Origin of the sequence: Exiguobacterium sp. s56 (assembly GCF_018618255.1) — a bacterium.
GTDB classification, from domain to species: Bacteria; Bacillota; Bacilli; order Exiguobacteriales; family Exiguobacteriaceae; genus Exiguobacterium; species Exiguobacterium chiriqhucha.
Map to the genome: position 1 here is coordinate 107,382 of NZ_JACSLR010000008.1, position 12,787 is coordinate 120,168.

Annotated in this window: 10 protein-coding genes; 1 reads left to right on the forward strand and 9 read right to left on the reverse strand. The window is 50.8% G+C overall.

Annotated elements, in window-relative coordinates:
- The 9 genes from mnhG to KNP71_RS09410 all read right to left on the reverse strand — a co-directional run bounded on the left by mnhG (position 1) and on the right by KNP71_RS09410 (position 8,785).
- Entirely contained in the window at positions 1-360 is a 360-nt protein-coding gene (mnhG, locus tag KNP71_RS09370) for a monovalent cation/H(+) antiporter subunit G (RefSeq protein ID WP_131471961.1), read from the reverse strand.
- Positions 347-622 (reverse strand): Na(+)/H(+) antiporter subunit F1, encoded by a 276-nt coding sequence (locus KNP71_RS09375; RefSeq protein ID WP_131471963.1) that lies wholly within the window; start codon positions 620-622, stop codon positions 347-349. The genes mnhG and KNP71_RS09375 overlap by 14 nt, the downstream gene beginning before the upstream one ends.
- Positions 622-1,098 (reverse strand): Na+/H+ antiporter subunit E, encoded by a 477-nt coding sequence (locus tag KNP71_RS09380; protein WP_131471966.1) that lies wholly within the window; start codon positions 1,096-1,098, stop codon positions 622-624. Before KNP71_RS09380 ends, KNP71_RS09375 begins: the two co-directional genes overlap by 1 nt.
- Positions 1,095-2,585, reverse strand: a complete 1,491-nt coding sequence (locus tag KNP71_RS09385; RefSeq protein WP_131471968.1) for a Na+/H+ antiporter subunit D — start codon at positions 2,583-2,585, stop codon at positions 1,095-1,097. The genes KNP71_RS09380 and KNP71_RS09385 overlap by 4 nt, the downstream gene beginning before the upstream one ends.
- Positions 2,578-2,916 (reverse strand): Na(+)/H(+) antiporter subunit C, encoded by a 339-nt coding sequence (locus tag KNP71_RS09390; protein ID WP_131471970.1) that lies wholly within the window; start codon positions 2,914-2,916, stop codon positions 2,578-2,580. The genes KNP71_RS09385 and KNP71_RS09390 overlap by 8 nt, the downstream gene beginning before the upstream one ends.
- A complete protein-coding gene (locus KNP71_RS09395; RefSeq protein ID WP_214756454.1) occupies positions 2,916-3,353 on the reverse strand; it encodes a Na(+)/H(+) antiporter subunit B in 438 nt (145 codons plus the stop codon). Before KNP71_RS09395 ends, KNP71_RS09390 begins: the two co-directional genes overlap by 1 nt.
- Entirely contained in the window at positions 3,350-5,758 is a 2,409-nt protein-coding gene (locus KNP71_RS09400) for a Na+/H+ antiporter subunit A (protein WP_131471972.1), read from the reverse strand. Before KNP71_RS09400 ends, KNP71_RS09395 begins: the two co-directional genes overlap by 4 nt.
- A gap of 430 nt (positions 5,759-6,188) precedes the next feature.
- Positions 6,189-7,889, reverse strand: a complete 1,701-nt coding sequence (locus tag KNP71_RS09405; RefSeq protein ID WP_131471974.1) for a glycoside hydrolase family 13 protein — start codon at positions 7,887-7,889, stop codon at positions 6,189-6,191.
- A gap of 140 nt (positions 7,890-8,029) precedes the next feature.
- A complete protein-coding gene (locus tag KNP71_RS09410) occupies positions 8,030-8,785 on the reverse strand; it encodes an alpha/beta hydrolase (protein WP_021067946.1) in 756 nt (251 codons plus the stop codon).
- A 388-nt stretch (positions 8,786-9,173) separates the two neighbouring features.
- Between KNP71_RS09410 and KNP71_RS09415 the strand changes: the two genes are divergently transcribed.
- Positions 9,174-12,680, forward strand: coding sequence for a chitobiase/beta-hexosaminidase C-terminal domain-containing protein (locus KNP71_RS09415; RefSeq protein ID WP_214756455.1), 3,507 nt, complete (start codon positions 9,174-9,176; stop codon positions 12,678-12,680).
- The last annotated feature ends 107 nt before the right edge of the window (positions 12,681-12,787 follow it).

A 12,787-nucleotide genomic window follows, 5' to 3' on the forward strand; every position in this document is an offset into this window, starting at 1 on the left:
CTACTTTACATCTTTTTGGGCATCGGGGTACTTTTTCTTCAAATCATCTTGCGTCGTAAGTTCAGACAACGGAACTCCGGTTAAATAGGCTGCCCGAGACATCATGAGTGCAGCAAGCGGCGCCGTCAAAAAGACGAACAAAATCGTCAATAAAATCTTCCCGGAGAACATGCCTTCTATAACCAAAAAGTAGAGGAATGTCCCCGTCATGACGGTCATGACACCGAGCGTTGCACTTTTCGCAGCCGCATGGGTCCTACCGTACACGTCCGGGAAACGAATAAGTCCGATTCCGCCCATGAAGCTGAGAAAGCCGCCAATCAAACATAAAATCGCAATCAACCATTCAATCGCGGTCAAAGATATTCCCCCTCTCTATGAATTTCGATAAGGCAATCGTCCCGACAAACGCCAAAATACCAATCATCAAAATGACTTCCGCGTATGCAATCGTCTTTTGGAGAATCATTAGAATCCCAATCATCCCAATCAAGGTGATCCCAATCGAATCGAGGGCGACGATGCGATCTGGAAGGGATGGTCCCTTGATGATTCGAGCAAACGAAATAACGAGCGCGAATGACATGAGGATCAACGAGATCATGAGCAACACGTTAAACATCAATGTGTCACCTCCATGATGGCTTTTTCAAACGTTTCATGGATTTCTCGGATCATCTCTTCTTTATCCGGTACATGGATCGAATGGACAAAGAGCGATTTATTGTCTTCCGAAAAGTCCATGACAATCGTACCAGGTGTCAAACTGATGAGGGAAACGAGCAGTGTCAGCTCCCAGCCACTCTTTAGTTCTGTCGACACTTCAATAATCCCAGGCTCAATCTCAAACTTTGGACTGAGCAACACTTTCACGACGTCGATATTGGATAGAATCAACTCTTTAATGAACAGGGCGAGTAGTTTAAATGCGGCAATCACCCGGCGCATATAAAAATCAAAGTGGAGGAAGTGCCGGAGGACATATAAGATGAAAACCCCGACGAGATAACCGAGCAGGAAATCGACTCCGGTATAACTGTTCCAAAGCACCGCCCACAAAATGGCGATGGCCGTGTTCAATACGATTTGAAACGTCATGCTCCCCCTCCTCTCAAGACCGAATCAATATAAATCGACGGGTCCAACAACTGATTTGATGCATCAAGGAAGAACGAGAGGATCGGTTGCGCCGCAATCCCGAGCACCGTCGTCAAAATGACGAGCGGGACGGCCGGGAGCAACAACGCTCCGACTTTCGTCTTCCCTTGGGCTGTCGTGTGCTTTTGCTCACCCCAGAACACGTACATGAAAATCTTGATCATCGAGAAGAGCGTCAGCATCCCGACGGCGAGTGCAATCCCGCCGACGAGATATTGCTCTGTCTCAAAACTAGAAACGATGAGTGACAACTTGCTGATGAACCCACTGAACGGCGGTATTCCCGCAATGGCGATTCCGGTGATGAAGAACATCCACCCGAGGAGCGGGTGCGTCTTCAACAATCCACCCATTTGCTTCAAATCGGTCGTACCCGTAATCCGCTGCGCCGTCCCTGCGTACAGGAAAAGTGCCGTCTTCACGATGATATTGTGGACGATATAGTAAATCGCCGCAGCAATCGCAAGGCTCGTGTATAGCCCGAGACCGATGACCATATAACCGACCTGCGATACGATATGGTACGACAAGATCCGCTTGAAGTCGAAGTTCGAGACCGCTCCGAGACCGCCGATGACAATCGTGATGGCCCCGACCCAGATGAGGATTGGTTGGGTGAACTCTTGATTGTGCGGGAAGATGAGCGTGAACGTCCGGATAATCGCGTAAATCCCAACCTTCGTCAACAGTCCGCCGAACAATGCGGCGACCGCTGCGGGTGGCCCGAAGTATGAACGCGGTAACCAGAAGTAGAGGGGGAAGAGCGCGCCTTTCATCCCGAAGACGATGAAGTAAAACATCGCAATCACATTCAACACCCCGACTTGTTCGAGCTCAGCCACGCGCTCAGCGAGTTGCGCCATATTCAGCGTACCCGTCACGGCATAGGTGAAGGCCATTGTCGCGACGAACAAGATGGACGCGAAGATATTCATGACGACGTATTTGAGAGATTCACGTAACTGGTACTTCGTCCCGCCCATCACAATCAAGACGTAAGACGAGATCAGCATGACTTCGAAGAAGACAAACAAGTTGAAGATGTCTCCCGTCAAGAACGCTCCGTTCACACCCGTTAATAGGAAAAAGTAAAACGGGTAGAAGAAGAATTTCTCACGTTCCGGCGCGATTGTCCGAAACGCGAACAAGAGACAGAGGAGACCGACGATAGCCGACATGAGCACCATCGTCACCGCAAACAAATCAGCGACAAGGACGATTCCAAACGGTGCGGACCAATCACCAACTTCTAACACGACAATCCCTTCTGTCATGACGACGCGAACCAAGTAGATGGCGACGCCGAGCATGGACAGGGCGGTCAGTCCACTCAAAACGCGCTGTAGACCGATGTTCTTAGAAAACAGAATCATGACCGCTCCCATCACAAACGGGATAAGAAATGGAAGTACGAGTAGATTACTCATCAGGCGACCCCCTTAACTGATCTAAGTCGTCTGTCCGAAACACTTTGTATGTCCGATAAGACAGGACAAGTAAAAAGGACGTCATTCCAAAACTAATCACGATTGCCGTTAGCACCAACGCTTGTGGCAAAGGATCGGTGAACGTCTCCACGTTCAAATTCAAGAGCGGTGGACCGCCCGTTTGTAGCCCGCCCATCGTCAGAAGCAAGAAGTGTGCGCCATGCGACAATATGATGAGGGCGAGTACAATTCGTAATAAACTTTTCGACAGTAACAGGTAAGTGCCGATCATAAAGAGGACACCAACCGTAATTGACATGAGTATCTCCATTACGCATCATCCTCCGCAATCGCTAAAATAATCGTTAATGCCATACCAACGACGACTAAATAAATACCTAAATCAAACGGTAGCGAAGTCGCTACCCCCGTCTCCCCGAGTACAGGCAACTGCACGTACTCATAAAACTGGCTCAAAAACGGATGGCCGAAAAACATGCTCGACACACTCGTCGCTAGCGCGACTAGCAAACCGACAGCAATGATCGTCGTGAAATCAAAAGGCACAGCCTTTTTAATCCGTCTCATGCTAAATCCTAAATAGAGAAGGAGAAGTGCGCTTGCCGTCATCAATCCACCAATAAAGCCTCCACCGGGATTATTATGCCCGGCGAAGAACAAGTAAATCGAGAACGTAAACAAGATGAATGTGACCACTCGAGTAACGTTGCGAAGCATCAAGTTATTCGGTTTCACTTGCTTATTCATACATCTTCTCCTCCTTTCAAGCGCAGTTTAATCAATGTGACGACTCCAAGCGCGGCCACGGCGAGTACGAGTACCTCAAGTAGTGTATCGAGACCTCGGAAGTCGACGAGAATGACGTTGACGACGTTATAGCCTCCAGCGAGCTCTTTTGCATTTTCTAGGAAATACTCAGAAATCGAAACGTACCCTGACGAATTACCAAGCGCCATCGAACTGAAAGCGACGAGCGTCATCATGACACCGACACTCACCGAGATGAGCATGTTACTAATGTTCAAGCGCGGTGTGAACTTTTCTTTGCGCAACTCTGGCAAGTGATAGAACGCGAGCATGAAGATGACGAGGGTGACCGTCTCAACGAGCAACTTTGTGAGCGCGAGGTCTGGCGCCCGGAACACGATGAGCAAAAGTGCTAGCAAGAAACCGACGACCCCGACGACGATGACCGCGGTGATTCGATGATTCAAGAACGGGATGCTAATCACTGCCGCCATGAGCAGTGGAATCAAAATCCACATGAACGGCTCAATCACGCTCGTGTTCGACGTATCGATGGCGAATGCGTCGAAGCGCCAGAACGTATACCCGACGAGAAGCAACATGAACGTGAAGATATAGGCGAAGTAATCCCGCAACCGCCCTGTCATTTGGAGACGCGTGATCCACTGCGAGCCGGATGTGAGTCCTGTAAGCGCATTGTCGTAGAGCCAGTTGAGCGGGTCACGCTCGCGGTTATAGATCGCGAGTTTCGTCCAACGCCCCATCACATAGAACAACAGAGAAGCAACCAAGACGACACCAAGCGTCATCAAAAGCTCTGTGTTAATGCCATGCCATAGTTTAATGTTGACGACGAACTGTTCCCCTTCCGGCAAGTAAGTCGGTAAGATGGCTTGTTTAGCCGGCTCAATGATCGAGTACGACAACAAGTTCGGGAACAAACCGAAGACGATCACGAGGACGACGAGAATGATTGGACTAATCAACATCCCGAGTGGTGCCTCGTGCACGGTCCGCTCATAGTTACTCGGTTCAAACTTCCCACGGAACGTGCGGAAGAACATAATCAAACTGTAGAGGAACGTGAAGATACTCGCGATCCAGGCGATGATCGGGAACATTATCCCAAACGAACCGACATCAAACGCCTCGAAGTCACGAACGCTGAGCATCGCCGTGAAGAACTTTTCTTTACTCAAGAAACCGTTGAACGGTGGAAGTCCTGCCATCGAAGCGAGACCGATGAGCGAGACTGTGAAGGTGATCGGCATCACTGTCATCAATCCACCGAGCTTTCGAATGTCGCGTGTCCCGGTCTCGTGGTCGATAATACCGACCGCCATGAACAGCGCCCCTTTAAACGTCGCGTGGTTGAACAAGTGGAAGACTGCGACGAGAATCGCTTGTGTATACATCGGGTCGTCTGCCCCGTCCGTGAGCGCAGCCGAGCCGACGCCGAGGAGCGACATGATGAGCCCGAGTTGGCTGACCGTCGAGAAGGCGAGAATCCCTTTTAAATCCTTTTGACGGACAGCTGAGATCGAGCCCCATAACAGTGTAAAGAGTCCGACGAGCGAGAGCGTCCAAAACCAGACGTTCGAACCGCCGAACACTGGCGTCATCCGGGCGACGAGATAGATTCCTGCTTTGACCATCGTTGCCGAGTGAAGATAGGCGCTGACCGGCGTTGGTGCCTCCATCGCGTCCGGCAACCAGATGTGGAACGGGAACTGCGCCGACTTCGTGAATGCGCCGAGCAAGATTAAGAGCATCGCTGGAATGAAGAGCGGACTTGCTTGAACGGCATCGACGTTCGCGATAATTTCACGGATGCTGAACGTACCTGTCATTTGGAACAGTAAAATGAATCCTCCGAGCATGGCCAATCCGCCCGCTACGGTGATCAACATCGACTTTTGAGCACCTTTCGTCGACTTGTCCTTGTGGAACCAGTAACTGATCAATAGCGCCGATGCGATGCTCGTCACTTCCCAAAACACATAAAGGACGATCAAGTTATCCGATAAGACGACACCGAGCATCGCTCCCATGAAGAGCATCAAATAGAGGTAGAAGTTACCGAGTCGCTCTTGTTTCGACAAGTAGAAAATGGAGTACAGGACGACGAGCGATCCGATTCCCGTAATCAACAACACGAACAACATGCTCAAACCGTCTAAATACGCTGTAAATTCAATCCCTAACTCAGGAATCCAGCTGACGCTCTCACTGACGACTTCTCCAGATGAGATTGCCGGTAATCGATTCATGAAGTAAATGAAGAGTGCCGTCGGCAACAGCCAGACAAACCAACCCACATGGATTTTTGGTACATACTTAAACAACAACGGTATGATGAGCCCGAATAGAAATGGGGATAAGATCACCCAGTGCAATACAGACAATGTGTTCCCTCCTTTGCTTCTTAACCGCCCCTAAAAAGTAAAATATTTACAATTATGATTGTTGATTCCTTTTGTAGGAGTAGGTAGCTTTTTAGTGTCTGATTCCCTTCGTTTTATCAACAAACGAAACCGAGTAAAATATTTTTATTGCCAGGACGATTCTTTGTTAATTCTAAGTATAAAGCAATTTATAGAGACTTTCACGTCTCGATACTTGCCTTTTTTAGATTCAACTGAATCTATTAAGAAGAAACGTGAATTTTTCATATTTTTTTCACATTCATTCAGTGACTTTTAAAGTAAATAATTTTCCTTTTAATGACATTTTTAATTTTTATTCTCTTTTATTTTCAAACATATCACTACCTAATACTTTCCATTAATGACAAAAAAGCATTCTTCTGTCATAAGCAGAAAAATGCTTTCGGTTTTATGAGCAACGATATAGTCTTGCTTCGAACGGCCGCAGCATAAACGTGTCCGTCTCGATCGTCTCAGGGTCCATCTCGTTCGTCAATACGAGCGTCGCCTTGTCGAGACCAGGCAGCGTCGTCTCGGCAGGGTTCGCCGTCAAGTTGACGATGACATAAAACGTCTGTTGTTCGAACGTGCGCTCATAGGCGAAAACTTGCAGATGTTCTGGCAACAAATCGCGGTAACTGCCGTATGTGAACGTGTCTTCCGTCCGACGGAGACGGATCATCGCCTTATAGAACGACAGAATCGAATGGGCATCCTTCGATTGAGCGTCGACGTTGAGCGTCTCATACTCCTCATGGATCGGCATCCATGGCGTCGCCGTCGAGAAACCAGCGTGCGGTGACGCATCCCATTGAATCGGGGTGCGGACGTTATCGCGTGACGTCCCCCACACTTGTTGCATCGAATCGTTTTCACTCATTCCGTTGGCGATCCGTTCGAAGTATTCATTTTTCGTCGCCACGTCGTCATAGTCATGAATCGATGGCAACGGCACGTTCTTCATGCCAATTTCCTGTCCTTGATAGATGAACGGTGTCCCGTGCATGAAGAAATACATCATGCCGAGGGCGGTCGCGCTTTCGCGCCAGTAATGGTTCTCATCCCCGACGAGCGAGACGGCGCGCACCATGTCGTGATTCTCGATATAGAGAGCGTTCCATCCCGTCTCGAGCAGGCCTTGTTGCCACTTGTCAAAGATTCGTTTCAATTCGACGACATCGAGCGGTGCCAGGCGTGACTTGCGCATGATGTCGACGTGGTCGAAATGGAATGCCATGTTCATCGCCCCGTTGTCCGGCCCCATCCATAAGTCGGCCGCTTGCGGTTCAATCCCGTTCGTTTCGCCGACCGTCATGATGTCGTAATTGGCGAACGTCGCTTGTTTCATCTCTTGAAGATAATCGTGGATGCCGTCGATATTCGAATACATCGAGAACGCCGTGACGTACGATTTGCCGTCTGGAGACGGCAACATCGTCTCAGTTGGCATCTTCTTGATGTGGCTGATCGCGTCGACTCGGAAACCATCGATTCCTTTGTCGAGCCACCAGTTGATCATATCGTAGACGGCATCACGTACGTCTTTGTTTTCCCAGTTCAAATCTGGCTGTTTTTTAGAGAAGACGTGCAAATAGTATTGCTTGGTCGTCTCATCGTATTCCCACGCCGAGCCCCCAAAGATACTCGCCCAGTTGTTCGGAGGTGCCTCATCCGTTCCGTCACGCCAGATGTACCAGTCCCGCTTCGGGTCGTGTCTCGAACTTTTTGATTCGACGAACCATGGATGCTCGTCAGAGGTATGGTTGACGACAAGGTCTAACAGTAATTTCATTCCACGGGCATGGACGGCCTTGAGCAAGGCGTCAAAGTCTTCCATCGTCCCAAACTCTTGCATGATGTCTTGATAGTCCGAGATATCATATCCGTTATCATCGTTCGGGGACTTATACATCGGACAAATCCAAATCACATCGATCCCCAGGTCTTCTAAGTAATCCAGCTTGTCAATGATACCGCGGAGATCCCCAATCCCGTCTCCGTTCGAATCTTTAAAGCTACGCGGGTAAATCTGATACGCGATTGCTTCTTTCCACCACGTGCGGGTAACCGTTTTTTTCGCCACTTGTTCTCTGCTGACCATTGACTCCATACGCCGCTTGCCTCCTACATCTCATCATTTATATTTTATATACTTGAACAGCAATACCTGTTTTAGGATGAATCTAATCCTAGAATAGCACTTGTGCAAGCGTTTGCAAATAATGAGATATAAAAAATGTAGTCCGGAGACTACATTTTCGGGGCTGTCGCAACTTGTTCACAGAATGCGCCGATGACGTCCGCTAACCGCTCCCGGTCATGGTCCATCGTCGCCACATGGTACGACTGTTCGAGCACCTCTCGTTGCTTTGGAGCTTGAACAGTCTCGTACAACCACATCGAGTCCTCGGGCGGCACGACATTATCGATGGCCGAATGGATGACGCACGTCGGTACGGTCACCTCGGCCGCCATCGGTCGCACTTCCTCGATGAGCGCGAGTAATTCTCGAATGGCTGACGTCGGCACTTTGTCGTAGACAATCTCGTACACGCCTGGTGCACAGATATCCGGTTCGTCTTCATCAATGAAACGACAGACATCGTCCGTGGCGTGACAGGCATAGCCTGGCACGGACAACGCCGCATTGATGGTGACGATCGCATCGGCCTGTCCGGCCAAAGCGGCCTTCATCGCCAGCGTCCCGCCCATTGACTGCCCGACAACGATGACGTGTCGACATCGCTCACGCAAGAGACGGATACCGGCTTCCATCGACTCATACCAGCAGCGGCGTGTCGATTGCCGAAACTCTTCCGGATCCGTCCCATGTCCTTTGAGCCGCGGTGCGAAGACGGTGAATCCTTTCTCCATCAAGGCGATTCCGACGTCACGCACACTTTGAGGCGTCCCGTTAAAGCCATGGCATAACAAGATGCCGATATCATTTCCTTCATAATAAAACGCGCCCGCTCCCGGGATGACCGGATAAGTAATTGTCGTCATTCGTTTCCTCCCCATTTAATCCACAGTTAACCGATACACTTAATTGTATTAATGAATTGTAAGAGTTGGGGGGCGTCCCGTCAACCCGATTGCCTACTTGCTCAGTTCTCTTCAAGTCTGTAATCAAACTGTAATATGAACTTCGCAATAAGTGGATTGAGTTCTGACGTCTGCTTGGTTATGTTTAACATGTAGTTGAAAAGTTGGTAAATGATAGTGAAATCCGTCAATCGATGGAGGGAGTACGAACGCAACTTCCTTACGTCAAGTCGAGTAATGTAAGCGCTATCATTTCGTTTTGGCCTAAAGGGGGCATCCGCTCAAGCAAGTGACCACACGAACTGGGACATCGTATCGGTTATCTACATAATCAAAGGGAGACTAACACATGGGGAAACCACAAGCACGTTCATTCAAACAAATGACCGGACTCGCCTTATCAGCCGGACTCATCGTCAGCAGCATGACGCCAATCGCGGCAAACGTACACGCAGAGACGCTGAACGCTTCAGACCTGTTCATCTCGGAATACGTTGAAGGCTCGAGCAACAATAAAGCGATTGAACTGTTCAATGGAACGAATGCGGCCATCGACCTCTCGGCCTATAAACTTGAACTGTATTCAAACGGCGGTACGGCTCCAGGCACGACCCTCAACTTGACAGGTACGCTCGAGCCAGGTGGCACGTATGTCATCGTCAACGCCAGCGCGAGTGATGCCTTGAAAGCGAAGTCGAACACGACAAGCGGTGTGACGAACTTTAACGGCGACGACACGCTCGTCTTGAAAAAAGGGGACACGGTGCTCGACGTCTTCGGTCAAGTCGGATTCGATCCGGGTACGAAATGGGGAACGACGGTCGCCACGGCTGACCAGTCGTTGGTTCGGAAAGATACGGTCACGACAGGGGATGCGAACGGCGCGGATGCGTTCGACCCGGCCACTGAATGGAACACACAACCAATCGATACGTTCACGAACCTCGGATCACACACGTTCCAAGGCGTCGACTACGGCGATGGCGGTACGGTAGAACCACCGGCGCCGGTCACTCCGATTTCAATCAGTGACGCCCGTACGAAAGCCGAAGGTGAAACGGTCACGATTAAAGGAGTCGTCACGGCGAAACTGGCCAACACGATTTCGATTCAAGATGCGACAGGCGGACTCTCGGTCCGTCCGACGTCACTTGCCGTCAACGTCGGTGATGAAGTCGTCGTCACGGGTGCCATCGGTTCGTATCGTGAATTGCTTCAATTGAACAGCGCCGTCGTCGTGTCAAAACAAGCGGCGAGCGTCCCAGCTGCGCAAGTCCTCACTGGCGAACAAATCAATGAGGACGTCGAGTCTGAACTCGTCACCGTCAATAACGTCACCCTCTCAGGTAGCGGGCAAAACTTGACGGCGACGGATGGAACGAAAGAGTTCGTCGTGCGTGATGAGCGTGGCATTCTCGATTTACAGACGGACGTCAACTACTCGTCGATCACGGGTATCGTGCAACAGTTCGATAATACGTATCAAATCATTCCGCGCGACGTATCTGACACAGTCATCGACGCATCGGTACTCCGTCCGGCGACAGCGAAGCCAGGTGCGGGCACGTTCGTCGGTCCACAAGACGTGACACTTTCGACGACGACAGCGGGCGCTGACATCTATTACACGCTCGACGGGTCGGACCCGAAAGTGAACGGTACCCTTTATACGTCACCAGTCCGCATCGAGGAGACGAAAACGCTCAAAGTTGCCGTCAAATCGGGTGATGCGTTCAGCGCCGTGACGACGTTCGACTATAAAATCACGGACAAAATCCGCATCCATGACATCCAAGGCGCAAGCCACACGTCACCGATGAACGGACAGACTGTTGAAGGCGTCGAAGGCGTCGTCACGTACTCGTTCGTCTCGATGGGTACGACGTATTACTATATCCAAACGCCTGACATGGAAGCCGACCAAGATGCACGCACGTCAGAAGGGATCATCTTGTATGGTGGCCGTTCGATCGCGGGCATCCAAGTCGGTGACCTTGTCAACGTGAAAGGTCTCGTCAGCGAGTACGCCATCGAAGGCTACAGCGACCGTCAACAGACGGATATGAAGATGACGCAAATCGATACACGCAACGGAAGTGTCAACGTCGTCAAGAGCGGTGTCACACTCCCGACGCCGGTGAAAATCGACGCGTCGAACTTGCCGACCGAGTTCATCGACAGCGATGCCCTCGCCGTCTTCAATCCGGAAAAAGATGCCATCGACTTCTGGGAGAGCCTTGAAGGGATGCGCGTCGAGACGGGCAACCTCAAATCGGTATCACCGCAACAGAACGGCGACCTCGTGACCGTGTTCGAAGCAACACCGACCGAGACGTTCAACGGTGGTATTCTGTTGAAAAAAGATGATGCCAACCCGGAACGGATTCAATTCCGTCTCGAACCGAATGCCGACGCTCGTGATTTCGATGTCGCGACCGGTGACCGCTTCAATGGCCCGATCGTCGGTGTCGTTGGATACTCGTACGGCAACTATAAGATTCAAGCAGGTCTTGATGAGATGAAGGCTGCCTTCATCAAAGGTGACGCCAAGCGTGAGACGACGTTCATCGAAGCTGAAGAGGACAAATTGACGATCGCCTCTTACAACCTCGAGAACTTCTCGAACAACGTCAAAGAGACGTCAGATGAGAAAGCCCTCAAACTCGCGAAAGCGTTCGTCGAGGAATTGAACAGCCCGGATATCATCGGTGTGACCGAAGTTCAAGATAACAACGGGGAAGGCACAGGCGATTCTGCGGCCGACCAAAGCTACCAACGCTTGATTGACAATATCGTCTCAATCGGCGGCAAGTCGTACAAGTACGTCAACATCGACCCTGAGTACAATAAAGACGGCGGCGCACCGAACGCCAACATCCGCGTCGGCTTCTTGTATGACCCGGAACGTGTCTCGCTCACAGAAGGCATCCCTGCCGGTGACGCGACGACGGCTGTCGGTTATGAAAATGGCAAGTTGACGCACAACCCGGGCCGGATCGACCCGCTCAACCCGGCGTTCAACAGCTCACGTAAACCGCTCGCGGCCCAGTTCGACTTCCAAGGCGAGAACGTCGTCGTCATCGCCAACCACTGGAACTCGAAAGGTGGCGACACTGGTTTCTTCGGCTCGAAACAGCCGGTCGTGCTCGGCAGTGAAGTCCAACGGAAACAAATCGCTCAAATCGTCCATGACTTCGTCGCTGACGTGAAAACGGACAACCCTGACGCGAACGTCGTCGCCCTCGGTGACTTCAACGACTTCGAATTCTCGGATGCGATGCAAATCTTCAAAGGCGACTTGATGACGAACATGGTCGAGAAAGTCCCAGCTGTCGACCGTTACTCGTACGTCTATCAAGGGAACTCGCAAGTGCTCGACCATATCCTCGTGTCAAACCGTTTAGCGGCGACGACCGAAATTGATATGATTCACGTCAACGCTGACTTCACGGAAATGTCGGGTCGCGCCAGTGACCACGATCCGGTCCTCGCACAAATCGACCTCACTCCGGAGCCAGAAGTGGAATTGACGCGTTACACGGTCGAGAACCACAAGGCTGCACGCCTCGTCCTCCAAGATGACTTCATCGGCGTGACGATCGGCAAAGGCACGAACTTCAAGAACGGCATCTTCGTACGCGGCGCCTACACAGAATTGACAGGTGACCCGCTTAAAAACATCGTCGTTCAAGTGAAACCGAAAGAAGCCGGTGCCATCATCGACTTCGACGGCGCCACGGTCAAAGAAGTAATTGTCGATGGAACGAACTTGGCTGAAATCCGTGGCGCAGAGAATGTGAAACGGATCAGCTACACGAAAGGCGCATCCGCGAACACGGTCGTCATCAAAAAATAACGATCGAATCGAATACGCAAGAGGCTGGGACATAACTCAGTAGATTTATAAGAAAGAGGCCACCTGGCGCGACTCGTTCGCGCCAGGTGGCCTCTTCTCCTTTTTAT

Coding starts and splice junctions, on each gene's coding strand:
- KNP71_RS09375 (WP_131471963.1), bottom strand. CDS start 622: ATGTTTAACGTGTTGCTCATGATCTCGTTGATCCTCATGTCATTCGCG.
- KNP71_RS09380 (WP_131471966.1), bottom strand. CDS start 1,098: ATGACGTTTCAAATCGTATTGAACACGGCCATCGCCATTTTGTGGGCG.
- KNP71_RS09385 (WP_131471968.1), bottom strand. CDS start 2,585: ATGAGTAATCTACTCGTACTTCCATTTCTTATCCCGTTTGTGATGGGA.
- KNP71_RS09390 (WP_131471970.1), bottom strand. CDS start 2,916: ATGGAGATACTCATGTCAATTACGGTTGGTGTCCTCTTTATGATCGGC.
- KNP71_RS09395 (WP_214756454.1), bottom strand. CDS start 3,353: ATGAATAAGCAAGTGAAACCGAATAACTTGATGCTTCGCAACGTTACT.
- KNP71_RS09405 (WP_131471974.1), bottom strand. CDS start 7,889: ATGGAGTCAATGGTCAGCAGAGAACAAGTGGCGAAAAAAACGGTTACC.
- KNP71_RS09410 (WP_021067946.1), bottom strand. CDS start 8,785: ATGACGACAATTACTTATCCGGTCATCCCGGGAGCGGGCGCGTTTTAT.
- KNP71_RS09415 (WP_214756455.1), top strand. CDS start 9,174: ATGGGGAAACCACAAGCACGTTCATTCAAACAAATGACCGGACTCGCC.